Annotated in this window: 23 protein-coding genes; 8 read left to right on the top strand and 15 right to left on the bottom strand. The window is 65.1% G+C overall.

All coding sequences use genetic code 11. The features are described 5' to 3' along the window. Positions 1-5: 5 nt before the first annotated feature. Complete coding sequence (locus F3J17_RS22975) at positions 6-965, bottom strand: nitronate monooxygenase family protein (RefSeq protein WP_167064157.1); 960 nt, start codon at positions 963-965, stop codon at positions 6-8. A gap of 222 nt (positions 966-1,187) precedes the next feature. On the opposite strand from F3J17_RS22975, the gene F3J17_RS22980 reads away from it, so the two are divergent. Then, positions 1,188-2,081 (top strand): alpha/beta hydrolase, encoded by an 894-nt coding sequence (locus F3J17_RS22980; RefSeq protein ID WP_167064160.1) that lies wholly within the window; start codon positions 1,188-1,190, stop codon positions 2,079-2,081. A 21-nt stretch (positions 2,082-2,102) separates the two neighbouring features. Here F3J17_RS22980 and F3J17_RS22985 read toward each other — a convergent pair whose 3' ends face one another. Continuing rightward, positions 2,103-2,591 (bottom strand): Lrp/AsnC family transcriptional regulator, encoded by a 489-nt coding sequence (locus F3J17_RS22985; protein ID WP_167064163.1) that lies wholly within the window; start codon positions 2,589-2,591, stop codon positions 2,103-2,105. Between the two features lie 131 nt (positions 2,592-2,722). Here F3J17_RS22985 and F3J17_RS22990 point away from each other — a divergent pair, with 131 nt between their 5' ends. After that, positions 2,723-3,625: a DMT family transporter gene (locus F3J17_RS22990; protein WP_167064166.1), complete on the top strand. Its 903-nt coding sequence runs from the start codon at positions 2,723-2,725 to the stop codon at positions 3,623-3,625. A gap of 110 nt (positions 3,626-3,735) precedes the next feature. Further along, the gene (locus tag F3J17_RS22995) at positions 3,736-5,037 is read left to right on the top strand and encodes a DUF445 domain-containing protein (RefSeq protein ID WP_167064169.1); all 1,302 of its coding nucleotides are present in this window, start codon (positions 3,736-3,738) and stop codon (positions 5,035-5,037) included. Positions 5,038-5,329: 292 nt separating this feature from the next. Here F3J17_RS22995 and F3J17_RS23000 read toward each other — a convergent pair whose 3' ends face one another. The 6 genes from F3J17_RS23000 to F3J17_RS23025 all read right to left on the bottom strand — a co-directional run bounded on the left by F3J17_RS23000 (position 5,330) and on the right by F3J17_RS23025 (position 9,477). After that, positions 5,330-6,268 carry an MBL fold metallo-hydrolase gene (locus F3J17_RS23000; protein ID WP_167064172.1) on the bottom strand — a complete coding sequence of 313 codons (939 nt, stop codon included), beginning with the start codon at positions 6,266-6,268 and terminating at the stop codon, positions 5,330-5,332. Continuing rightward, positions 6,265-6,723 (bottom strand): MaoC family dehydratase, encoded by a 459-nt coding sequence (locus F3J17_RS23005; RefSeq protein WP_167064175.1) that lies wholly within the window; start codon positions 6,721-6,723, stop codon positions 6,265-6,267. Before F3J17_RS23005 ends, F3J17_RS23000 begins: the two co-directional genes overlap by 4 nt. Further along, positions 6,720-6,980, bottom strand: a complete 261-nt coding sequence (locus F3J17_RS23010; RefSeq protein ID WP_167064178.1) for a DUF1289 domain-containing protein — start codon at positions 6,978-6,980, stop codon at positions 6,720-6,722. Before F3J17_RS23010 ends, F3J17_RS23005 begins: the two co-directional genes overlap by 4 nt. Next, on the bottom strand, positions 6,958-7,479 hold the full coding sequence (locus F3J17_RS23015; RefSeq protein WP_167064181.1) for a YbaK/EbsC family protein: 522 nt from the start codon (positions 7,477-7,479) through the stop codon (positions 6,958-6,960). The genes F3J17_RS23010 and F3J17_RS23015 overlap by 23 nt, the downstream gene beginning before the upstream one ends. Before the next feature lie 36 nt (positions 7,480-7,515). After that, positions 7,516-8,448: a hydroxymethylglutaryl-CoA lyase gene (locus F3J17_RS23020; RefSeq protein WP_167064184.1), complete on the bottom strand. Its 933-nt coding sequence runs from the start codon at positions 8,446-8,448 to the stop codon at positions 7,516-7,518. Positions 8,449-8,526: 78 nt separating this feature from the next. Then, positions 8,527-9,477 carry a glyoxylate/hydroxypyruvate reductase A gene (locus tag F3J17_RS23025; protein WP_167064187.1) on the bottom strand — a complete coding sequence of 317 codons (951 nt, stop codon included), beginning with the start codon at positions 9,475-9,477 and terminating at the stop codon, positions 8,527-8,529. A gap of 219 nt (positions 9,478-9,696) precedes the next feature. Here F3J17_RS23025 and F3J17_RS23030 point away from each other — a divergent pair, with 219 nt between their 5' ends. Further along, entirely contained in the window at positions 9,697-10,323 is a 627-nt protein-coding gene (locus tag F3J17_RS23030; protein WP_167064189.1) for an alpha/beta hydrolase, read from the top strand. Between the two features lie 21 nt (positions 10,324-10,344). Here the strand turns inward: F3J17_RS23030 and F3J17_RS23035 are convergent, their stop codons facing one another. Together F3J17_RS23035 and F3J17_RS23040 are read right to left on the bottom strand one after the other, a co-directional pair. Next, positions 10,345-11,595 carry an acetate/propionate family kinase gene (locus tag F3J17_RS23035; RefSeq protein ID WP_167064192.1) on the bottom strand — a complete coding sequence of 417 codons (1,251 nt, stop codon included), beginning with the start codon at positions 11,593-11,595 and terminating at the stop codon, positions 10,345-10,347. Beyond that, entirely contained in the window at positions 11,596-12,558 is a 963-nt protein-coding gene (locus tag F3J17_RS23040) for a bifunctional enoyl-CoA hydratase/phosphate acetyltransferase (RefSeq protein ID WP_167064195.1), read from the bottom strand. Between the two features lie 450 nt (positions 12,559-13,008). On the opposite strand from F3J17_RS23040, the gene F3J17_RS23045 reads away from it, so the two are divergent. Together F3J17_RS23045 and fabI are read left to right on the top strand one after the other, a co-directional pair. Further along, a complete protein-coding gene (locus F3J17_RS23045; RefSeq protein WP_345891236.1) occupies positions 13,009-15,942 on the top strand; it encodes a DUF3141 domain-containing protein in 2,934 nt (977 codons plus the stop codon). Between the two features lie 95 nt (positions 15,943-16,037). Further along, the gene (fabI, locus tag F3J17_RS23050; RefSeq protein ID WP_167064198.1) at positions 16,038-16,817 is read left to right on the top strand and encodes an enoyl-ACP reductase FabI; all 780 of its coding nucleotides are present in this window, start codon (positions 16,038-16,040) and stop codon (positions 16,815-16,817) included. A gap of 9 nt (positions 16,818-16,826) precedes the next feature. Here fabI and F3J17_RS23055 read toward each other — a convergent pair whose 3' ends face one another. Then, complete coding sequence (locus F3J17_RS23055; RefSeq protein WP_167064201.1) at positions 16,827-17,108, bottom strand: hypothetical protein; 282 nt, start codon at positions 17,106-17,108, stop codon at positions 16,827-16,829. Between the two features lie 390 nt (positions 17,109-17,498). Here F3J17_RS23055 and F3J17_RS23060 point away from each other — a divergent pair, with 390 nt between their 5' ends. Together F3J17_RS23060 and F3J17_RS23065 are read left to right on the top strand one after the other, a co-directional pair. Further along, positions 17,499-18,566: a hypothetical protein gene (locus tag F3J17_RS23060; RefSeq protein WP_167064204.1), complete on the top strand. Its 1,068-nt coding sequence runs from the start codon at positions 17,499-17,501 to the stop codon at positions 18,564-18,566. Continuing rightward, complete coding sequence (locus tag F3J17_RS23065; protein ID WP_167064207.1) at positions 18,563-19,711, top strand: glycosyltransferase family 4 protein; 1,149 nt, start codon at positions 18,563-18,565, stop codon at positions 19,709-19,711. Before F3J17_RS23060 ends, F3J17_RS23065 begins: the two co-directional genes overlap by 4 nt. A gap of 45 nt (positions 19,712-19,756) precedes the next feature. Here F3J17_RS23065 and F3J17_RS23070 read toward each other — a convergent pair whose 3' ends face one another. The 4 genes from F3J17_RS23070 to F3J17_RS23085 form a co-directional block, all read right to left on the bottom strand. Further along, on the bottom strand, positions 19,757-21,364 hold the full coding sequence (locus tag F3J17_RS23070; RefSeq protein WP_167064210.1) for an ABC transporter substrate-binding protein: 1,608 nt from the start codon (positions 21,362-21,364) through the stop codon (positions 19,757-19,759). A 213-nt stretch (positions 21,365-21,577) separates the two neighbouring features. Then, entirely contained in the window at positions 21,578-22,351 is a 774-nt protein-coding gene (locus F3J17_RS23075) for an SDR family oxidoreductase (protein WP_167064213.1), read from the bottom strand. 14 nt (positions 22,352-22,365) lie between these two features. Next, entirely contained in the window at positions 22,366-23,019 is a 654-nt protein-coding gene (locus tag F3J17_RS23080) for a thiol:disulfide interchange protein DsbA/DsbL (RefSeq protein WP_167064215.1), read from the bottom strand. Between the two features lie 122 nt (positions 23,020-23,141). Beyond that, positions 23,142-24,041, bottom strand: a complete 900-nt coding sequence (locus tag F3J17_RS23085) for an SPOR domain-containing protein (protein ID WP_167064218.1) — start codon at positions 24,039-24,041, stop codon at positions 23,142-23,144. Between the last annotated feature and the right edge of the window lie 13 nt (positions 24,042-24,054).

Genomic DNA, 24,054 nt, shown 5'->3' on the forward strand with positions numbered 1-24,054 from the left:
CCGCTTTATCGGGCGATGCCGAGCTTCGCCTTCGCCTCGTCGTATTCGCTTTTCAGGCGCGCGACCAGTTCCGCCACCGAGGGCACGTCGTCCATCAGGCCGACGCCCTGACCCGCGCCCCAGATGTCCTTCCACGCCTTGGCCTTGTCGCCGCCGAAGTTCATCGCCGATTTATCCGATTCCGGCAGCGCATCCGGGTCGAGTCCCGCATTGACGATGCTCTCGCGGATGTAGTTGCCGTGCACGCCCGTGAAGAGGTTGGTGTAGATGATGTCCGCCGATTTGGCGTTCAGGATCGCGTGCTTGTAGCCCTCCACCGCGTGCGCCTCCTGGGTGGCGATAAAGCGCGTGCCCATGTAGGCGAGATCGGCGCCCATCGCCTGCGCGGCGAGAATCGAGCCGCCGTTCGCGATTGCGCCGGAAAGCACGATCGGTCCGTCGAAGATGCGCCGCACTTCGCCCACCAGCGCGAACGGCGAAGTCGTGCCCGCATGGCCGCCCGCACCCGCCGCCACCAGAATCAGCCCATCCACGCCCGCTTCGAGCGCCTTGCCGGCGTGACGCAGATTGATGACGTCGTGCAGCACGATGCCGCCGTAGCTGTGCACTGCGTCGAGCAGTTCCTTCGGCGGCGCGCGCAGGCTGGTGATGAAGATCGGCACACGATGATTCACGCACACGCGGATGTCGTGTTCCAGACGCGCATTCGACTGATGGACGATCTGGTTGACGGCGATCGGCCCGATCTGGGCGTCAGGGTTCGCGGCCTTGTGCTCGGCCAGTTTTTCCTGGATCTGCGTGAGCCACTCGTCGAGCAGTTCGGCGGGACGCGCATTGAGCGCCGGGAACGAGCCGACGATGCCCGCCTTGCACTGCGCGAGCACCAGATCGGGATAACTGACGATGAACATCGGCGAGGCGACGACGGGCAAGCTCAGATTCTGCAGGACGGCAGGCAAGGCCATAACGGTGTCTCCTGGGCGCAGCGCAGGCGCTGACGAAATCGACTCAAAACACGGACTTAAAAACGGTCGTTCGATTATAGGCGGCGGGTGGTCGGCGCATGCTTCGTGCGCTATTCGAAGGAGTGCTCGGTTTCTAGCGCTATGGGCCCCAAAGCACGGTATGGGGCCGCACTCGCCTCATACAATGGCAGCACACTAACAGGGACAGGGGAGAGACAAATCATGCCGTTTGAGGGATACACGCCTTTCACCGTCCGCACCGCGGGCGGCGTCGAAATCAACGGGATGCGCGGCGGCGAAGGCCCGCCGCTTCTGCTCCTGCACGGCCATCCGCAGACGCACATGATCTGGCATCGCTGCGCGCCGGATCTGGCGAAGCACTTCACCGTGATCGCCACCGATCTGCGCGGCTATGGCGATTCGTCGAAGCCGACCAGCGACGCCACCCACGCCGCCTATTCGAAACGCGCCATGGCTGCCGACCAGGTCGAGGTCATGAAGCACTTCGGCTTCGAGCGTTTTCTCGTGTGCGCGCACGATCGCGGCGCGCGCGTGGCGCATCGCATGGCGCTCGATCATGCCGATGCCGTCGAGCGGCTCATGCTGCTGGACATCGCGCCCACGCTCGCCATGTACGAGCAGACCGACCGCGAGTTCGCCACGCTCTACTTCCACTGGTTCCTGCTGATCCAGCCCGAGCCGCTGCCCGAAGCGCTGATCGGCGCGAATCCCGATGCCTATATCGAGCGCGTGATGGGCGGCCGTCACGCCGGTCTCGCGCCGTTCGCGCCCAAGGCGATGGGCGCGTATCGCGCGGCGCTGCGCCAGCCGGGCGCGGTACACGCGATGTGCGAGGACTACCGGGCATCCGCGACCATCGACCTTGAACACGACCGCGCCGATATCGAACGCGGCCACAAGGTGGGGTGTCCGCTGCGCGTGCTGTGGGGCGAGCATGGCGTGATCCAGCGCTGCTTCGATCCGCTCGCCGAATGGCGCAAGGTCGCGCGCGACGTGAGCGGCCGCGCACTGCCGTGCGGCCACTACATTCCCGAGGAAGCCAACGAAGCGCTGGTCGAAGAAATGCTGGCGTTCTTCGAAGCGACCGAGCGCTAGGCCTGACGTCAGGTTTGAGCCTCAGACGAGCGGCGGCAGGCGGCGCGGCACCGGCGTCGTTTTGACGATGGCGGTGCTGGTCTCGGCGCGCTCGGTGACCTTGGTGAGAATCTCGTCGAGTTGTTCGATCGAATGCAGATAGAGGCGGGCGATGAAGCAGTCGTCGCCAGTCACCTTGTCGCATTCGATGAATTCGGGGATGCGGCGCAGCATCTCCTCCACCAGATGCAACTGGCCCGGCAGCGGCTTCACGCGCACGATCGCCTGCAGCGTATAACCGAGCGCGCGCGGATCGATCTGCACCGTATAGCCGCCGATCACGCCCTGCGCTTCGAGCCTGCGCATGCGCTCCGTCGTGCTGGGCGCGGATAAGCCGATCTGCCGCGCCAGTTCGCTCACGCTGGCGCGCGCATCTTCCGCGAGCGCCGCAAGCAACGCTCGGTCGATCTCATCGAGGGGCGCTGGCGCGGGTGAAGACGACCCTGCCGGTCCATTCGCACGCTTGTTCATGACTTTGCTCATCCAAAGGGCATATTGCCTTCGATTCTAAGGCGTATCCGATCTTTCGCCTTATTTTCGCCATGTATTGCGCCGCGCGTAACCAGTAAACTGATTCGCAGATTCTTGCGAGGACAACACTCATGGCTTCTCCCGAAGTACGCCGCGGCGCCGCCGAAATGACCATTGCGATGCTGATGTCTGGCACCATCGGCTGGCTCGTGGTCGCTTCGAAGCAACCGGCGCTCAACGTGGTGTTCATGCGCTGCGTGCTGGGCGGCGCGACGCTCGCGCTGGTGTGCGCGGCGCTCGGCCTTTACAGGCGCGCGCTGCTGCCGTGGCGCACGCTCGGGCTCGCGGTGCTGGGCGGCGCGGCCATCGTCGCGAACTGGGTGCTGCTGTTCGCGGCCTATTCGCGTGCTTCCATTTCGATGGCCACGGCCGTCTACAACACGCAGCCCTTCATGCTCGTGGGCCTGGGCGCGCTGCTGCTGCGCGAGCGCGTGAGCGCGTCCACCGTGGTCTGGCTTGCGCTGGCCTTCGTCGGCCTCGTGGGCGTGGTGGAGGTGCCGCCCGCCGTGCTGGCGGTGCCCGGCGAATACCTCGCGGGCGTGGCCTGCGCGGCGGGCGCGGCCTTTCTTTATGCGATCTCGGCGATCATCACGCGGCATCTGAAGGGCACGCCGCCGCATCTGCTGGCGCTCGTGCAGCTGGGCTTCGGCGCGCTGGCGCTCGCGCCGTTCATCCACTACGGCACGCTGCCCGACACACCCGTGCACTGGGCGCAGATCGTCACGCTCGGCATCGTGCACACGGGCGTGATGTACGTGCTGCTGTATGGCGCGATCCAGAAGCTGCCCACGGCGATGACGGGCGCGCTCTCGTTCATCTATCCGGTGATGGCGATCTTCGTCGACTGGTTTGCCTTCGGCCAGCGGCTCGCGTGGATTCAGGTGGCGGGCGCGGCGCTGATCCTGCTCGCGGCGGCGGGCGTGAACCTGGGCTGGCGGATCGTGCCGCAGCGGGAGAAAGCGCGCACGGTTTGATCGTGTGAATGGGACGCGGCACACGGCGGCACGCGGCGGTGCGCCCAGGCGCATCGTTCGCAGACTCCCTCCATAATGGCGCGGATCGATTTCCCTTCTGATCCGCCCGCATGCCCACCACTGAAATCAGCCGCGACGAAGCCGAACTCATCCGCGCCAAACGCCGCGCGCTCCTTTTTCTGATCGCGGCCGCCGTGGTGTTCGTCGTCACGGCGCTGTCGCCGCCGGGCGTGGTCGTCGACGGCATCAAGGCCGTGAGCGAAGCCGCGATGGTCGGCGCGCTGGCCGACTGGTTCGCGGTGGTCGCGCTGTTCCGGCGCGTGCCGATTCCCTTCATCGCCGCCCGCACGGGCGTGATTCCGCGCAACAAGGATCGCATCGCCGACGAACTCGCCGTGTTCGTGCAGGAGAAGTTTCTCGACGTGAATTCGCTGGTCGGGCTGATCCGGCGGCACGATCCGGTCGAGCGGCTATCGGGATGGCTGACCGCGCCGCAGAATGCGCAACGCCTGGGCGATTACGCCGTGCGGCTGATGTCGGGCCTGCTCGGCCTGACCGACGACGCGCGCATCCAGGCGTTTATCCGCGATGCCCTGCACGCGGCTTTGGACAAGGTCGATCTGTCGAAGTCGGCGGGCGCGATCCTCGATACGCTGACGAAAGACGGCCGCCACCAGGAACTGCTCGATCGCATGCTCGATCAGCTTGGCCTGCTGCTGGCCGAGGAGAGCACGCGCACGTTCGTGGCCTCGCGCATCGTCGACGGGCTCAAGGGTGAGTTTCCGAAGACCGAAAAATATCTGCCCTCGGAATGGCTCGGCGATAAAGGCGCGCGCGTGCTGGAAAGCGCCGTGAACCGCCTGCTGCTCCAGGTGAGCGAGGATCGCGAACATCATCTGCGCCAGAAGTTCGACGAGGTGATGCAAAAGCTGATCGTGCAGCTGAAAAGCGATCCGGCGTTTCTGCGCAAGGGCGAAGAGCTGAAGGCGAGCCTGCGCGAAGGCAGCGCGCTCAACGATTACACGCGCGAGCTATGGGGCAGCCTGCGCGCGTGGCTGCGCGACGATCTCGACAAACCCGGCTCGACGCTGCACGCAAAAGTGGCCGCGACGGGCCAGTGGCTCGGCCAGGCGCTGGCCGCGGACGCCGATCTGCGCGCCTCGATCAACAGCCATCTGGAAGACGCCGCGCGCGCGATGGCGCCGGAGTTCTCGCGCTACCTGACGCATCACATCCGCGATACGGTGCGCAACTGGGACACGCGCGAAACTGCCCGGCTCATCGAACTGAAGATCGGCAAGGATTTGCAGGAAATTCGCGTCAACGGCACGGTGATTGGCGGCACGATCGGGCTGGGCCTTTATCTCTGCTCGCACCTGTTCGAATGGTTGCGCCTGCAACTCGGCTCATGAATGAGCGTGTGACAGGTTCGTGAACGTATTGAGCATAAACCTGACGCATAAACTCAGGCATAGCTTCGGAGCGCGAAGCAATATGTGCCTGTTTTTACGGGTGTTTTCAGGTCCGCGCTGGGTTGGGAGTTTGTAGGGAAATCACCGATGCGACGCGCAATCGCGCGCGAGTATGATCGGCTCGAACGTTTGATCACGTCAGAGCAAGCTACTCTCGCTCGTCCTCGCAAAAGGACGAGCGTTTTTTTTGGTGCATAGCCGCCGATGTTCAGGCGACGGCTCAGGACACTGTTCAGGACACGGCGGCCGGCGCTTCGATCCCGTCTTCGCGCAGTATCAGCGCGCCGCTCTTCGCCAGTTCAGCGCTTAGCTCGCGCAGCAGCGCGGGCCATGCGCTTTCGGGCGCGAGTTGCTGCGCCGCCGCGTGCAGGACGGCGGCATCGGCGAGCATGGCTTCCAGCGCGGCGAAGCTCAGCGTGCGTACTTCCAGCAGCTTGAACACGATCAGCACCTTGAGCGCGTTTTTGGCGTTGCGCGCGGGATCGGCGCGCAGCCATGCAAGGCGCGAATAGGCCCGTTCGAGCGCCGCGCCGACGCCCGAGAACGGTGCGCCATGACCCGGAATCACCGTCGCCACGTCCAGTTGCGCGATGGCGTCCAGCACCGCTTGCTGCTCCGCGAAACCGCTTGCGCCTTCCAGTTCCGGAAAGATCACGCCGAAGCCCTGCTCCCAGAGCGCATCGGCGCTGATGAGCACGCGCGGCTCGGGCGCGTACAGCATCAGCGAATCGGGATCGTGTCCCGGCGCGCCAATCACGTCCCAGTCGATGCCACCCATTTTCAGGCGTGCGCCCGGCGCAAGCGTGCCGGTGAACGTGAAGCGCTCGCAGGTCTGCCCCGTCGCGCGAAAGGTGAGCTTCGCCTCGTCCCATTCACGCACGGCGCGTTCGCTGGCGGCCGGGATGAGCGTTTCGACCTTTGCGCTGGCCCACTGCGCCTGCAATGGCGCGTTGCCGCCGCAATGATCCGAGTGCAGGTGCGTGTTGACGATGGTGTCGAGCGCGCGGCCTGCGAGCGCATGCTGCACGAGCGCGACCGTTTGCCCGGCATGCGTGGCGTAGCCGGTATCGACCAGCGCGGTACGCGTTTCATCAACGAGCAGGATGTTGTTCGACGATAGCCAGCCGCGCTCGAAAACGCGCATCGATGCGGGCAGAACGACTTCGCTCATGGCGCAACGCCCTCGGCGTTCGACGGTTTCGGCATCACCGGTATCGTCGAGCGGCCCACGACGAGCGTGTCGCCGTTCTGGTTCTTCGTCGTGCCTTCGAGCTTGACGAGATCGCCATTGAGGCTCGATTTCCAGTACGCATCCACCACGCGCCATTCGAACGTCAGCACATCGCTGGCGTGCGCGGCGCGCTTGAGTTTCATGTCGAAGTCGAGGCCCAGCGGCTGTGCGTACTGCGAAAAATGCGTTGCCAGCAGCGCCATGAAATGCGCGGTGGGCTGCGTGCCCGATGCGATCAACCCGCCGAAGCGGCTTTGTGCGGCATAGGCATCGTCATGATGCAGCGGGTTGAGGTCGTTCACGAGCGTGGCGAACGTCTTCACTGAATCGGGCGAGAGCGCAAGCGTTGCGCCAAAGGTCTCGCCGATCGTCACGACGCGGGCGGGCGCGGTCATCGTGCGTCTCCCGGCTTCGCTTTATCGGTTGCGTGCGCAACGTTCGAGGCGTTGCGCTTCGTCAGCCATTGCGCGTGACGAACTTCGATGGCGTCCCACACCGCGCGTTTCGCGTCGTCGTCGAGCGTGGACCACGACGCAATCTCGTCGATCGTGCGCAAACAGCCTTCGCACAGGCCGCTGGCCTCGTGCATGCGGCACACGTTGATGCAGGGCGAGGGCGTAGTCATGCCGTTACGCTTCGCGCAGCGCGACATCCACCACTGGCGCGCCGGTCATCGCCGCGAGTTCCTGCGGCGACAGATTGAACACCGCATGCGGATGGCCGGCCGCCGCCCACAGGCTGTCGAGCGAAAACAGATCGGCGTCGATCAGCGTGATGGGGCGCGTGGCGTGGCCAATCGGGCACACGCCGCCAATTGCGTAGCCGGTCATCTCGCGCACGAACTTCGCATCGGCGCGGCCGATTTCGCCGACATGCGCCTCGACCTTCTTTTCGTCCACGCGATTCGCGCCGCTTGCGATCACAAGCACGGGCGCATCGTCCTTGCGACGACGGAACAGGATCGACTTGGCGATCTGCGCGACTTCACAGCCGAGTCCCGCAGCCGCTTCCGCCGAGGTCTTGCCCGTCTCGGGCAGCAGTACGACCGGTTTGACGTGGCCATGATCGCGCAGCAGCAGCGCAACGCGGCGCGCGGATTCGGGCAGTGCTTCGATGCCGTCCTTCCCGGAGTTGATAAGCGTGTCGATCATATTGAAGATTCCTTCGTACTGCGATTCGAATTCAGATTATGCGCACGCGGCGGCGCTCTGCTGTTTGGCGAGCAGCGCCTTGCCTGCGCGCGAGACGTTGTTGCGGCCAATTGCGCGCGAAATAAAATCGCCCGCGGCCACGACCTGATCGAGATCGACGCCCGTATGAATGCCCAGGCCGTTCATCAGATACAGCACGTCTTCGGTTGCCACGTTACCCGTTGCGCCCTTCGCATACGGACAGCCGCCCAGCCCTGCCACGGAGGCGTGGAAGATCGCAATGCCTTCTTCCAGCGCGGCATAGATATTTGCCAGCGCCTGACCATAAGTGTCGTGGAAGTGGCCCGAAAGACGCTCGCGCGGGAACACCTTCGTGACGGCCTCGAACACTTCGTGCACGCGCTTCGCGGTGCCTACGCCGATGGTGTCGGCGATATCGATTTCGTCGCAGCCCAGCGCCGCGAAACGCTGCACCACATCCACCACCGACGCCACCGACACGTCGCCCTGGTACGGGCAGCCGAGCGAGCACGACACGCTGCCGCGAATGCGCACGCCAGCGGCCTTTGCCGCTTCGGCCACGGGTGCGAAACGTTCGATGCTTTCGGCGATCGAGCAATTGATGTTCTTCTGCGAGAACGCTTCGCTCGCTGCGCCGAAGATCACGATTTCATCGGCGCGCGCGGCGAGTGCGCCTTCGAAGCCGCGCAGATTCGGCGTAAGCGCCGAATAGATCGTGCCTGCGCGGCGTGCGATGCCGTCCATCACCTGCGCGCCGTCGGCCATCTGCGGGACCCATTTCGGCGAGACGAACGAGGCGGCTTCGATATTCGCGAAGCCCGCCTGCGTGAGGCGATCGATCAGTTCGATCTTGACCTGCGTGGGCACGAATTCCTTCTCGTTTTGCAGGCCGTCGCGCGGACCGACTTCAACGATCTTGACTGCGTTGGGGAGGGTGGTTGCTGCCATGTCTGTCTCCTGTCCTTGTCTTTTCTGCCGCGTTTCAGCGGCTCATTCAGCGACTCATTCAGCGACTCATTCAGCGACTCAATACCCGCGCTTGATATGCACGACGCCGCTCACGGTTTCGCCGCGCGCGAGCGCTTCGATCTTGTCCGCGATCTGCGAAACCGCTTCCTCGCGCAGCGTGAGCGCCGAGCTATGCGGCGTAATCGTGATGCGCGGCTCCAGCCAGAACGGATGCTCTGGCGGCAGCGGTTCGGTGCGGAACACGTCGAGCGTGGCGCCCGCGAGCGTGCCGTTCGCCAGCGCATCGAGCAGGTCCTGTTCGACCAGATGCGTGCCGCGCGCGACATTCACCACATACGCACCGCGCGCGAGCTTGCCGAAGGTGTCGGCGTTGAGAATGTCGTGGGTATCGGGCGTGGCGGGCAGCAGATTGACGAGCACTTTGACATCGTCGAGAAAGGCGTCGAACTGCGGGCTGCGCAATTCGCCCGAAAACGTTTCGATTCCGTCGATCGCTTTCGCGCTGCGCGCAAAGCCGCGCACCGGCACGCCCAGCGACGCCACCGCGCGCGCGACCTGCGAGCCCAGCACGCCCAGACCGAGCACGCCCACGGTGAAGGTTTCGACGGGATGCGGCGCGAGCACGTGCCATTCGCGGCGCGCCTGTTGCTGCGCGTAGTCGTCGAAGCGGCGCAGATAGCGCAGCACCGCATGCTGCACGTATTCGGCCATTTGCGGCGCCATGCCCGAATCTTCAAGACGCACGAGCAGCGCATCCTGCGGCAGCGTGCCGGGATGCGCACGTTCGAGCGCGAGGATGGCGTCGACGCCCGCGCCCAGGTTGAACACGGCGCGCAGGCCGCGCGACGCGGCGAACATCTCGCGCGGCGGGTGCCAGACCACGGCGAAATCGGCGGGGGCGGTGTCGCCGGGCTGCCATTCGCGCAGTTCGGCGTTCGGCAGGGCGCGCGCGAGGGCGGAGAGCCAGCCGGAAGCATCGGATTGCGGGAGCCAGAACAGAATCTTCATCGTGATACGTATCCCTCGAAATCGCGTGGCAAAGTCGGTGGCCACATTCTACTTTTTCGTGCCGGAAGCCGTCGCGCTTTCTCCCGCAGCGCCCGAAACGCAGCACGCCGCGCCGCACCATCGCGGGGCCGCGAAAAAGCTAAGCAAAAAAAATTGGTTCGGCGCGCGCCGGGTGCAGATCACAATCGCTCCACGATCCGTCGAAGCGAGGAAAAAATCATGCTTTCGTGCGCACAATCACGTTGGCCGCCGAGACTCGTCACCGTGCCGGGCCTGCATGGCAGCGACGGGGCGCATTGGCAAAGCTGGCTGGAGCGCCAGTTCCCGCGCTCGCTGCGCGTCGAACAGGACGACTGGGACGCGCCGGACCTGGCGGTGTGGAGCCGCGCGCTCGCGCAATTGCTGGCACGCGAACGCGGGCCATTTCTGCTCGCGGCGCACAGCTTCGGCTGCCTCGTGACCGCTTACGCGCTGCAACAAGACTTATTGTCCGCCGATGTGGCGGGCGTGTTGTTCGTCGCGCCCGCGAGCCCGGAAAAGTTCCGCTTTGCCGGGCCGTTCGAGGCGCGGCGTCTGAAAGTGCCGTCGATTCTGATCGGCAGCGAAACCGACCCGTGGATGTCGCTCGACGGCGCGCAGCGCCTTGCGCGGCAACTGGGCAGCGCATTCGTGAATCTTGGCGATGCGGGGCATATCAACACGGCGGCGGGCTTCGGGCCCTGGCCACGCGCCAAGTATTTCGTCGATACGCTGGTGCATTGCGAAGCGCCGCGCAGACTTCGCGACGAAGAGGGTGACGAGGAAAGCGTCGCCTACGACATCGAAGCGCGCCTTAAATACGCCTGAATCCCAGGCGCAACGTCCGGCTCAATGCGCGCGCGCCTCACGCAACAGGCGCGCGGTATGCAGCGCAATCATCCCTTCTTCATCGGTACGCACGGCAAACACCGGCACGCGGCTATCGCGCGCGGCGACGCGCTCTTTGCCCGCTTCGTTGGCAGCGCTGTCCAGCGCAATGCCGAATAGCGGCGCAAGCCGCTCGCACACCTGCGCGCGAATCTGCGGCGCGTGCTGGCCGATCCCGGCCGTAAACACCAGCGCATCCAGCCCGCCCATCACCACAGCAAGCTTGCCCACTTCCTGCGCGATCCGGTACGTGTAGAAGTCGATGGCGAGCTTCGCCTGCGCGCTGTCGCTCGCCAGCAGTTCGCGCATGTCGCTGCTCACGCCCGAGAGGCCTTTGAGGCCCGAGTCGTGATACAGCAGCTTCTGGATCTCGTCATGGCCCATGCCGCGTTCCATCATCCACAGCACTGCGCCCGCGTCGAGCGCGCCGCAGCGCGTGCCCATCGGCAGGCCGTCGAGCGCGGTGAGGCCCATGGTGGTTTCCACGCTCTTGCCGTCGTGCATCGCACACAGGCTCGCGCCGTTGCCCAGATGCGCGACCACCACGCGACCGCGCGCGATATCGGGCGCGACGGCGTGCAGATGATGAGCGATGTACTCGTAGGAGAGGCCATGGAAGCCGTAGCGGCGCACGCCTTCCTCGTAGTAGTGATAGGGCAGCGCGAAAAGCTGCGCCATGATGTCGTTGCCCGCGTGAAACGCCGTATCGAAGCAGGCCACTTGCGGCAGTTCGGGCGCGGCAATACGCACCGCGCGGATCGCCGCGAGATTGTGCGGCTGATGCAGCGGCGCGAGCGGCGTGAGCGAGTCGAGTTCGGTGATCACCTGATCGTCGATGAGCGTCGCGTCCTTGAAATGCGCGCCGCCATGCACGACGCGATGGCCGATCGCAGCGGGCGGCGTGTCGCGCAAACCCACCGCGAGCACGAGGCGCAGCAAGCGGAACGCGGCGTCGTGATCGGCGACCTGCGCGACGGGAAACTTCTGGTCGACGATCAGGCGGCCGTCGGCCATATGCGCTTCCAGACGCGGCGCCACGCCGATGCCCTCGATCTGCCCACCCGCGCCAAGGATCGCGCGCGCGCCGGCTTGCACGTTCGGATCGTCGATCACGCGATACACCGAGCACTTGATGCTCGACGAACCGGCGTTGACGACCAGCACGATCTGGCCTTCGCCGTGCTCGTGGGCGTGGGAGTTGTCGACGCTCATTTACAGCACCTCTGCGTTCTGTCGCGCGCGCCGCGCATGGGCGAGCAGCACCGCGATGGCGCAACTGCCGATGCGCGAGCGCACCGTGTCCGCGCGGCTCGTGAGGATGATGGGCACGCGCGCGCCCAGCACGATACCCGCCGCGCCTGCGCCCGCGAGGAAGGTCAGCTGCTTGGCGAGCATGTTGCCGGCTTCCAGGTCCGGCACCAGCAGGATGTCGGGGTCGCCCGCAACCGGCGAATGGATGCCCTTGATGCGCGCGGCTTCGGTGCTGATGGCGTTGTCGAAGGCAAGCGGTCCGTCGAGCAGGCCGCCTTCGATCTGACCGCGATCGGCCATCTTGCACAGCGCGGCGGCGTCGATGGTCGAAGGCATCTTGTCGGAGACCGTTTCGACCGCGGCGAGGATCGCCACCTTCGGCGTGGGGATGCCCAGCGCCTGCACCAGATCGATGGCGTTGCGCACGATGTCGGCCTTGTCGGCGAGCTTGGGGAAGATGTTGACGGCGGCGTCGGTGATGAAGAGCGGCTTGTGGTACGTGGGCACATCCATCGCGAACACATGCGAAAGACGCCGCTCCGTGCGCAGTCCGTTGCTGCCGGACGCCACTTCGTGTAGCAGTTCGTCGGTGTGCAGGCTGCCTTTCATCAGCAGCTCGGCCTCGCCCGATCGCACCGCGAGCACGGCGCGCGCGGCGGCGGCGTGGCTGTGCGGCACATCGACGATCGTCACGTTATCGAGCGAGAGATTGGCCTCCTGCGCGACCGAACGGATCTTCGCCTCGGGACCGACGAGAATCGGCGCGATCAGGCCCAGATTGGCGGCGTCGAGCGCACCCGTGAGCGACGACACGTCGCAGGGATGGGCAACCGCAGTGGGCACGGGCGCAAGACCCGCGCAACGCGACAGCAGGATCGAGTACTTGTCGGGCGTTGTAGTCATTTCAGGCTCCACGCAAGGCATGTTCGAACGCGAATGTGACGACGGCGAGGGCAGCCGTTGTGGACAACCGGCAAGGGCCGCGCGTGCAGCAATGCGGGTCCCCAATTTCGCACGGTCATGCTGCGCCGCGCAAAGCGCAAATAGTGTAGTCCAGCGCGCTTTGACGAGCGCTCAACATGGCCGACCGTGGCCGGCGCAAGGGACTTCACATGCATCCCGCATGATCTCGCGTTGGCCCGGCGCGGGCCATGCAGCAAAGCGCCGCGCGCATCGACATGTTTGTTGTCACGCCGCATTCATGCCACGGCGCGATCATGGTCCGTTCGTAACCCGGCAGTGCGATCCGGCCCGCCTTGACTTTCCGCGAGGCGCTGCCTAGATTGGACTTTTGCAGTGCAGCATGACTGCCGCGTGCGCTCGCCTGTGCCTGGCTGTTGCGCGACGCGCGCCCCGTTAAAGGAGATTCGTGTCGTGGCAGTTTCCGCCCTCTCGTCCGCTTCCTCGTCTGCATCTACGCCTTCCACCTCGGCGTCTTCCACACCCGCCGCGCCGTTCTGGCCCCTCTGGCCGCTCCCGTCACTTTCGTCCTTCTCCGCGTTTCAGACCCTGCCGCCATTCCAGCCCATCGCCGATGCTTTTGCCGAATCGGCCGGAGCCGCGCAATCCGCGTTCGGCAACGTGCTCGGCAACGCGTGGCAGAGCGCGATCTCGCAGGCCACCGCGCCGTTCGGCGGCTTCGCCTTGACGCGCGAGCCATCGGCGGCGGCCAGCCTGCCCGCCGCGCCCAGATTGCCGGAGGCCGCGCCCGCTGCGATCCAGCCGCTGTTCGACTACCTGTTCGACGCCTGGCAGCGCAGCGTGCTGTTCCTCGACGTGCTGCGCGAGCGCGGCAACCAGACCTATCTCCATGAGAAGGCCGGCATGCCGCCGGTGCTCGCGTTCGACTACGACGTGATCGTCGATGGCCGCGAACTCGACGATCCCTGCAATTACGCACTCCTGCGCATCAAGCCGGAGGAGGGCGTGCAGACCGATCCGCGCATGCGACCGTTCGTGGTGATCGATCCGCGCGCGGGGCATGGCCCTGGCATCGCCGGCTTCAAGATGGATAGCGAAGTGGGCATCGCGCTGCGCAAGGGCCATCCCTGCTATTTCGTGACCTTCTTCCCGGTGCCGACCGAAACGCAGACGATCGAATCGGTTGGCAAGGCCGAAGCCGTGTTCCTGCGCAAGGTGCGCGAACTGCACGCCGACGCCGACGGCCTGCCCTTCGTGATCGGCAACTGCCAGGGCGGCTGGGCCGCCGCGCTGCTCGCGGCCTCCGCGCCTTCGCTGGTCGGCCCGCTGATGCTGGCAGGTTCGCCGCTTTCTTATTGGGCCGGTGTGATCGGCAAAAATCCGATGCGCTATTCGGGCGGCATGCTGGGCGGCTCGTGGGCCTCGTCGCTGGCCGCCGATCTGGGCGATGGCCACTTCGACGGCGCGTATCTGGTACAGAACTTCGAGAACCTGAATCCCGCCAATACGTTCTGGGGCAAGCTCTACAACCTCTACGCGCGAGTAGATACCGAGCGCGAGCGCTTCCTCGAATTCGAGCGCTGGTGGGGCGGCCATTTCCAGCTCAATCGCGCGGAAATCGACTGGATCGTGCAGAACCTGTTCGTCGGCAATCACCTCACGCGTAACGAGGTGTACGCGAAGAACGCGCGCTCGCCGGTGGATCTGCGCAATATCCGCACGCCGATCATCGTGCTGGCCTCGTGGGGCGACAACATCACGCCGCCGCAACAGGCGCTCAACTGGATTCCCGATCTTTATGCCAGCGTCGATGAAATCGTCGCTAACGAGCAGGTGATCGTCTATTGCCTGCACGACAAGGTGGGCCACCTGGGGATTTTCGTTTCCGCAAGCGTGGCGAATAAAGAGCACACCGAACTGTTTTCGGCGCTTGATCTGATCGACGTGCTGCCGCCGGGACTGTACGAGGCGAAGATCACCGATACGACGCCGGAAGCGGGCCGTCTCGATGCGATCGAAGGGCGTTACGAGATCCGCTTCGAGCGCCGGTCGATCGAGGATGTGCTCGCGCTCGACGATGGCCGCGACGACGAACAGCCGTTCGAAGTCGTGCGCCGGTTCGCCGAGAACAATCAGCGCATCTATGACCTGTTCGTTTCGCCGGTCGTGCGCGGGTCGAGCAATGCGCTGACGGCGCATCTGCTGCGCGAAACGCATCCGTCGCGGGTGGAGCGCAGCATGTTCAGCGACGCGAACCCGGCGCTGGGCGTGCTGCCCGCCATCGCCGAAGCGGTGCGCGCGCATCGCAAACCGGCCGCGCCGGACAATCCCTTCACGCTGATTGAAAAGCAGGTATCGGCGAGCATTGAAGGCGCGTGGGACGCGTATCGCGATGCGCGCGACGCGTGGGTCGAGCGCACCTTCTACAGCCTCTACACGGCGCCGTGGGTGCAGGCCTGGGTGGGCGTCGCGCCGAATACGCCGCTCGATCCGATCGCGCCGCCGCTTTCGGCGCTACGCAAGGAACTCGCGCAGACGCGCCTGCGTGCGGCGCGTGCGCATCTGCACAACGGATCGCTGCTCGATGCGTTCATGCGCGTACTGGCCTATCTCGCCGACGAAATGCATGTGGTGCAGTACCGCCCGTTCCAGCGCATGCGCGAACTGGGCCGCGAGTATCTGGGCGACCGGCAGCCGAGCATCGCCGAACTCAAGGATGCGGCGCGCCGCCAGGGCGCGATCGTGCAGCTCGATGCGCAAGCCGCCATCAATGCGTTGCCCGATCTCGTGCCCGATACGCGCACGCGCCGCACGCTGATGGCGGTGGTGTATCAGGTGGCGACCGCCTATGAGCCGCTCGAAGGCGAGCGCGCCCAGCGCTTTGCCGAAGTGCAGCGCGTGCTGGGCCTGGAGCCGGGCAGTGAGAAGGACGCCCTGCCGCCGCCGCCGGGAAGCGGTGGGGCAGGCGGCACGGGGGGCGCTGAAGGGGGCAAGCCAGGCGCCGACACGCAAACCGCTCCCACGGGCTCACAAGGCGCCGCAGCGGCGTCTGCGCCTGTGGCTCCTGCTGCGCATGTCGACGTGAAGGCTGCGAAGCCTGTCGCACCGGCGCGGACACGCGCCGTGGCCAGGAAGGTCGTCAAGCCCGCCGTTGTCGAAAAAGCCGCGCCCGTGGTGGCGGAGAAGCCGAAGCGCGCCGCGCGTCCGGCCTCGAAGGTGAAGGCGGCGGCTGCCGCGGCGGCGCAAGCCGTTGCCGCGCCCGAGCCGAAAGCGCCGGCCGCCAAGGCTTCCGCCGCGCGTGGTTCTCGCACGACCAATGCGCCGTCGGCGACGCGCGCCGCAAGTCCTGCCGCGGCGCGTCGCCGGGCATCGCGCGCGGGCGAGTAAGCGACAAGCAAGCGCGGGGCGGCTGGCTCAAGCTAGCCGCCTCGCGCTTTTTCATTTCGTTGTGAATGCAACCTTAACCGTCAACGAGGTCAGCCATGCAGACTTCTTCCGACCGCCCGCTCGCCGGCATGCGTGCGCTGGTGACCGGCGTGGCGAACGCCGAATCGATCGCCTACGGCTGCGCGCGCGCTTTCGCGGAACTTGGCGCGGAACTCGCGCTCACCTATCTCAACGACAAGGCCAAACCCTACGTCGAGCCGCTCGCCAAAGAACTCGGCGCGACGATGCTGTTGCCGCTGAATGTCGAGGACGATGCGCAGCTCGACGCGGTGTTCGATGCATTGCGCGAACAATGGGGCACGCTCGACATCATGCTGCACTCCATCGCCTACGCGCCGAAAGCCGATCTGCAAGGCGGCCTGCTCGATTCCTCGGCGCAAGGCTTTGCCTATGCGATGGATGTGTCGTGCCATTCATTCATTCGGATGGCTAAGCGATCCGTGCCGCTGATGAACAATGGCGGCACGCTGTTCGCGATGAGTTACGACGGCGCGAATCGCGTCGTGCCGAATTACAACCTGATGGGGCCGGTAAAGGCCGCGCTGGAAGCGTCATGCCGTTATCTGGCGTATGAACTTGGGCCGCGCGGTATTCGTGTGCATGCCGTATCGCCGGGGCCGCTGAAGACGCGGGCGGCCTCTGGCTTGCCCGATTTCGACCGCATGCTGGCCGATGCGGTCGAGCGCGCGCCGTTGGGCGAACTCGTCGACATCATGGACGTCGGCTATGCGACCGCTTATCTGGCGACACGCTACGCCCGCCGTCTGACCGGCAATACGGTCTACGTCGACGGCGGCGCGCACATCATGGCGTAATTCACGTGATTACCAGCGGCGATAGCCGTAGTCGTCATGGCGATCGCCCCAGCGGCGGTCGCCACCCCAACGATGATCGTCCCAATGGCGTTCCTGCCATTGATGTTCATGCCAGCGGCGTTCTTCCCAGCGTCGATCGTCGTGCCAGCCCACGTAAGCCGGCGCGGGCGCAGCGTAGACAGGCGCAGGCGCACCGATCGCGACGCCCACTGACACACCCGCCATTGCCGTTTGCGAAATAGCGAGAATCGTTGCACCCGCACCCAATGCGGCGATGAGTTTCTTGTTCATTCGGGCCTCCTGGCGTTCGATGAATGGACGACTCCAATCTAGCGTGCGCCGCGGTCTTCTAAATTACGAATCTGCAACAATGATCTCGACTTGAAGCAATTCAGTAAGGGATGGATGACGCGGTAGCGACCCATAAAATGCCTTGAAAACAAGCGCTCATAGTGGATGGCGCGGGATTTTCGGATCGCGTGAAAGTGGCCAGCGCTGATGCAAATTTTTGCGCATTGCGGAAACGCGTTACGTAGGGCTTTCATGCAGAATTCGCAACAACCCGTAAATAACCGTAATAAGCTGCCTCTCTCACGTAACCTATGTAACGGTCTAAAACCCTAGACTCGCGTCTTACTGTGGCGAAAGGCAACCAGCCTCGCGCCGTTGCAAGGCAGAGCAATGATCATCGAAGGCAACGCCATCCGTTCGTCGCACGCTCGCGGCGAAACGAAACATGTTGCGAATGCAACTATTTCGCCGGTCAGGCGTGCTGGCAACACATTTTTCAAGCTGCTTTATCGCTATACGCATACGCGCGCGTGGCGCCATAACGAACGTCTTGCGCATGGCGTGACGCTCGAACGCGACGCAGCGGGACGGCTTGCGGGCATGCGCATTCGTTCGCGCTCGCTCGCGTGCGTGAATGCCCAGATTGCAATCCAGCCTGAATTAAGCGATGAAACGCGCGAATGCCATCTGATCGCAACTGGCCCGTCGGTCAATAGCATCGATTACCGCGCACTGCCGATGTCGCACGTGCTCGGCGTAAATGGTGCGATTGCGCTCGCCGCGAAACACGGCGTGCGCTTCGACTATTACTGCATCGTCGATACGGGTTTCGTGCGCAATCGGCCCGATCTGGTCGAGCGCGTGATTGCCGAACCGCTCACGTTGTTTGCCACGCCGCTCGTGCTCTGGCATATCGCCGAGCGTTTTGGCATCGAGCGTCTTCGTTGCCGCGTGTTCATTCTCGACGATATGCTGTTTCCCGCCGGACGTCGCGCGCCGAAGTCGTGTGAATTGCAGGCGATTTATGGCGCGCGCGCACTTCAGCTTTTCGACGCGCCGCAGCCGCTTGGCTTCAGTCTGGATTTGCGGCGCGGTGTGTTCGACGGCCGTACTGTTGCTTATGCGGGCTTGCAGGTGCTGGCGGCACTCGGTTTCAAGCGGCTCTATCTGCATGGCGTCGATCTGGCCGCCACGAAACGCACGCCGCGTTTCTACGAATCGGCAGGCGACATGCAACCCAGTTATCTCGACGAGAATTTCGCGGACTTTATCGAGCCGTCGTTTCGTCACGCGGCTGCGCTGCTTGCACGACGCGGGATCGACGTGTGCAATCTCTCGCTGGAGAGCGCGCTGGGCGACGATATTTTCCCGAAGCTGCGCTGGCAGTCCCTCGTACACGGCGCTGAGCGCCAGCGTGCGAATGCGGGCGCGCGCGAGCCGGCCTTGGCGCTAGCGTGAGCGCCATGCGGGTCGTCCATCTTTCGAATACGCCGGTAGCGGGCAGTCCCGGCAATATCGTCGCTGCACTCAACACGCACACGGATATCGAAGCGCGTCATGTCGTGTTCAACGCGCAGGCCTACGGCACGCGCACGTTCGCTGTCGATATCGACTGGCGCACGCAGCGCGACGAAGCACTGGCCGTCATCAACGCCGCCGACGTCATCCATCTTCATCAGCACTTTTCCATCGACGAGACCTTTGGTGCGGAGGTGGCGCGCCGCGTGCGCGCGCGCAAGCTGATCCGGCAATATCACTCCGCGCCCGCGCTGTGGGCGAAGCACGATCGCGATCTGCTCACGCGCATCGTCACGGACCCGGTGCCGCAGCTCGTGATCGCGCAGGGCCCTGAGCGCTACTATCCGTTCGCGCGCGTGGTGCCCAATCTCGTGCCGATTCGCGATGAGCGCTATCAGCAAGCGCCCGAAGCCGACGACGGGCCGCCTCTGGTCGTCTATGCGCCAAGCGGCCGCGCCAGCGCCTGGAAGACGCGCTGGGAAACCAAGGGCGCGCCGCAGACGCTCGCGCTGCTGCGCCGTCTTGAACGCAAGGGGCTATGCCGCGTGCGCACGATCATGAATACGCCGCACGACGAATGTCTGCGTCTGAAGCAGTGTGCCGCGCTGGCCGTCGACGAATGCGTGACCGGCAACTATCACCTGAGCGGCCTCGAATCGCTGGCTCAGGGCAAGCCGGTAGTCGGCCATCTGGATGCGCGCGTGCAGGCCCAATTGCGCGCGCTCACGGGCGCGGTGGAGCTGCCCTGGGTGGACGCAAGGCTGGAAGAGGCCGAGCCCGTCCTGCGCGCGCTGCTCGGCGATAAGCGGCTGCGCGATGAAATCGGCCAGGCGTCGCGCCGCTGGATGGAGACGCACTACGATGACGCGGTGCTCGTTGAGCACTACCGGCGCGCGTATTTCGATCTGTTCGAAGCGCCCGAGAGCTTCGGCGTGCCGCGCTTTCGCTCGCATGCGGAGCAGTGGCGCGCGGTGGCGCTGCAGGATCATGCCTGGGACACGCGGCGGCGCGTGGGCACGCCGTGGTGGCGGCAGGCATACGACGAAATCAGGCGCGTGGTCAAAGGCGCGCCAGCGCGGATGTAAAAAAGCCGGGGCATGCCCCGGCTTTTTCATTGCGGCAGAACGTGGTTATTGCACCGCGACCGCGTCGAAGTTCTGGCGGCCGAACGGGCTCACCTGATAGCCGCTCACGTTGCTGCGCGTGATGGCCGAAGCGGTCGGATAGCCCAGCGGAATCCACAGCGCCTGATCGTGAATGATCTTCTGCGCGGCGTCGTAGAGCTTCACGCGTTTGGCCTGATCGGCGGTGGTCTTGCCTTCGGTGATCAGCTTGTCGAGTTGCGGATCGCAAAAGCGCGCGAAGTTGATGCCCGACTGCACCGCGTTGCAGCTAAAGAGCGGCGAAAGGTAGTTGTCCGGATCGCCGTTGTCGCCCGCCCAGCCCATGAACAGCGTGTCGTGCTGGCCCTGCTTGGCCTGCTTGATCAGCTCGCCCCATTCGATCACCTTGATCTCCGCCTTCACGCCGATCTTCGCGAAATCGGCCTGCAGCAGTTCCGCCCCCGCGCGCGGATTGGGATTGAGCACGCTGCCGTTCGGACGCACCCAGATGGTGGTCGAGAAGCCGTTCGGCACGCCCGCTTCAGCAAGCAGTTGCTTCGCCTTCGCAATGTCATACGGATACGGCTGGATCGACTTGTCGTAGCCCCAGGTGGTGGGCGGCCACGGGTTGGTCGCGGGCGTGGCGGTGTTGTCGAACACCGTCTTCAGATACGTCGTGCGGTCGAACGCGAGGTTCAGCGCCTGGCGCACCTTCGGGTTGTCGAGCGGCTTCTTCTGCGTGTTGAGCGCGACGAAGGCCGTCATGAAGGCCGGCGTCTGCACGACCTTGAGCGCCTTGTCCGATTTCGCATCGGCGACATCCTGCGGCTTGGGCGAGAGCGCGATCTGGCATTCGCCGGCCTTGACCTTCTGCGCGCGCACGGCGGCGTCGGGCGTGATCGCGTAGATCAGGCGGTCGACCTTGGGCTTGGGGCCCCAGTAGGACGGGTTCGCGTCGTAGCGGATCACGGCGTCCTTCGTGTAGCTCTTGAGCGCGAAGGGGCCGGTGCCCACAGGCTTGGCGTTCAGGTCGACCTGCTTGCCGGCCTTAAGCAGCTGGTCGGCGTACTCGGCGGAATAGATCGAGGCGAAGCCCATCGAGAGGATCGGCAGGAAGGTGGCGTTCGGCTCGTTGAGTTCGAACTTGACCGTGTTCGCATCAACCTTCGTCACCGCTTTGACCAGTTTCGCGAGACCCATCGACTGCGCGTGCGGGAAGCCGCTCGCGCCCGCCACCTTGTGCCACGGATTGTTGTCGTCGAGCATGCGGCCGAAGGTGAAGACCACGTCGTCGGCGTTGAGCGTGCGCGTGGGCTTGAACCATTCGGTGGTCTGGAACTGCACGTTCGGGCGCAGATGGAAGGTGTAGGTGAGGCCGTCGGCGCTCACGTCCCACGACTGCGCGAGTGCGGGCATCACCTTCTTCTGGGCTTCGTCGTAGGCAACGAGGGCGTTGAAGATCACGTCGGCGGACGCATTGGTCGTCACGAGCGAGTTGAACTGCACGACGTCGAAGCCGTCTGGGCTCGATTCCGTGCAGACCGTGAGCGGTTTCGCGAGCGCGGGCGTGGCCGCGCAGGCGAGCGCCGCGCAGAACGCGGCGGCGAGCACGGGAGCGGGCGTGGTGAAGCGCATGGGATCTCCGTTTAGCCGAGGATGCTGATGGAAGGCGGGCCACGCACGGGGCCCGATCGGGGAAAGCTTATCGAAGGGAAATTGCCCAGACAACAAATTAATCCGCATACCCATATGGGGTGCGATCCGGGGTGCGATCGGCCTGGGGCGAATCGAGGAGAGAAATGACGCGCGGCGCATGAAAATGCGCCGCGAGGGGTAAGTCAGAGTGGCTTAATGCTGCGCCGTGCGAGGCTTGCGCGGCGCGCGCTCGAAGGCGCGGTCGTAGAGCCAGCGCGGCAGCGCGCCCAGCAGCGTGGCGACCACGCGCATCGGCCACGGGAACACCGCGAAGGTGGTGCCGCGTGCGATCGCATCGGCGCTGGCGGCGGCGAAGCGGTCGGCGTCCATCAGGAACGGCATGCGGTACGGGTTCTTCGCCGTCATCGGCGTGCGGATATAGCCCGGCGCGATGGTGACGACCGGCACGTTGAACGGCCGCATCTCGACGCGCAGCGCTTCCAGATACGCGAACGCCGCCGCTTTCGACGCGCTGTACGCGCCCGAGCCCGGCAGCCCGCGCACGCCCGCCACGCTGGCGATGCCCACCAGCGTGCCGCGCTTCGCCTCGGCCATCGCCTGGGCGAACGGCTCGAAGGTGGCGACCATGCCGAAGTAGTTGGTGTCCATCACGTCGCGGAAGGTGGCGAGATCACCGTGACCGGTGAGCGCGCCGCGGCTCACGCCCGCGTTGGCGATCACCACGTCGGGCATGCCGTGCTCCGCGACGAAGGCGTGCGCTGCGGCGGCGAGCGCATCGGCGTCGCGCACGTCGGCGCCATAGAGCGAGATGGGGTGTTGCGGATGGGACTGGCGGAACGCTTCCAGGGCGTCGGTGCGGCGTGCGACCAGCCCGAGGATGGCGCCGCGCCGCACGTATTCGGCGGCGAGGGCGGCGCCGATGCCGCTCGACGCGCCGGTGATGAAGACCTTCAGCGGTTGTGTCATACCGGCGCGCGCGCTCACATCTTCTTCGCGCGGATCTGCGAAATGATGTAGTCCATCACCTGCAGCGTGGCCGGATCGGCCTTGTCTTCGGAAACCTGCATCAGCGCCGGGCCGGTTTCATACTTGCCCTGGATCGCGATGGTCGGCACGCCGTCGATCTTGTACGTGTCGAGCAGACCCTTGTCGCGCTGCAGCGCGCTTTGCGTCGAGAACGAGTTGTAGGCGTCCATGTACTTCTTGGTGTCGACGCCTTGCGTGGCGAGGAACTTGGCCTGGTCTTCCGGCGTCAGCAGGTAGTTCTTGTTGACGTGGATCTCATGGAACACGGCCGGCGTGAGCTTCTGCGCGAGGCCCAGCGCGTCAAGCGCGTAGTACATCTTCGAATGCGGGATGAAGTCGTCGCGGAACGCCACCGGCACGCGCTTGAACACGATGTCCGGGCCTTGCTTGGCGATCCAGCTTTCGAGGAACGGGTCGAGCGCGTTGCAGTGCGGGCAGCCGTACCAGAAGAATTCGACCACTTCGATCTTGCCCGCGGGCACGGTGACCGGCTGGGCCTGCTTCAGGACCGTGTATTCCTTGCCGGCGACCGGGGCCGTCGGCGATGCGTGCGCCGCGCCGGCGACCATCGAGAGCGAGAGCAGAAGCGTTCCGAGAATGCGTTTCATAGCGTGTTGTTCCAGTGAACAGGGCCGGCGGCGTCCGGCCAGGCAGCACGCCGGTGCAGGAAGCGCGCGGCGTGCGAGTGTTGAAGTTTGTGTCGGACGCGCACGGCGTCCGGTCTTCGCGGTTACTGCTTCGTGAAGCGGATGACGGCGGTGTCGATCCCGGCATCTGACAGACGCTGACGGGTCGAGTTCATATCGTCGAATTTCGAGAACGGTCCGATACGCACGCGGAAGTACGTGACACCGCCCGCGTCGCGCTGCGTGACCTTCGATTCGAAGCCCTGGAACGCGAGGCGCGCGCGTTGTTGCTCGGCGTCGCCCGAGGTCTTGTACGCGCCCACCTGCAGGAAGTAGCCGGTGTTGGCGTCGCCGGCCGTCGGTGCGGCCGAACCCGGCTGGGCAGGCTTGGCGGCCGGCGGCGTGGCGGCGTTCGGCGTGTTCTTCAACGGCTGGTTATTGGCGAACTGCTGCAGCGCCTGATTCGCCTGGCTCGACGGTTGTTGCGCTTGTTGTTGCGGCTGCGGTTTCTTCGCGATGGTCGTGCCGTTGTCGCCGGTGGACGGCTTCGGTGCGACTGCGACGCCGTTGTTGGCGGCGGCATTGCCGTTATCGGCGTTGCCTGCGTTGCCGGTATTGGCGGCATTGCCCGCATTACCCGAAGGCGGCACTTCGACGATCTGCGGCTCGTCGAGCATGCCCGACGACTGCGACTGGTTCGTGGTCTGGCCCGGCGCCGTGTTGGGCGGCGTGCTCTGCGCGGCTTGCGGCGTCACCGGCTGGCCCGGCGACTTGCCCTGCAGCGGGCGATTCGGATCGTACTGCTCGCTCTGGCTCGCGTCCGAGGCGGCCGGCGGCGCGACTTTCGAGACGAACGGCGTAGGCGAGCGCGTGATGTAGAGCGCGACGACCACGGCGATCGCAAGGCCGACAATCAGGCCCAGCACAACGCCAACGAAGGTGCCCCCGGACTGTTTCGACTGCGGTTTTATAGTGCGGCGCGCTTTAGCAATCGGTTGTGCCATCGTCTGAATCACC

The sequence above is a fragment of the Burkholderia sp. Ax-1719 genome, from assembly GCF_011753055.1.
Taxonomy (GTDB): domain Bacteria; phylum Pseudomonadota; class Gammaproteobacteria; order Burkholderiales; family Burkholderiaceae; genus Paraburkholderia.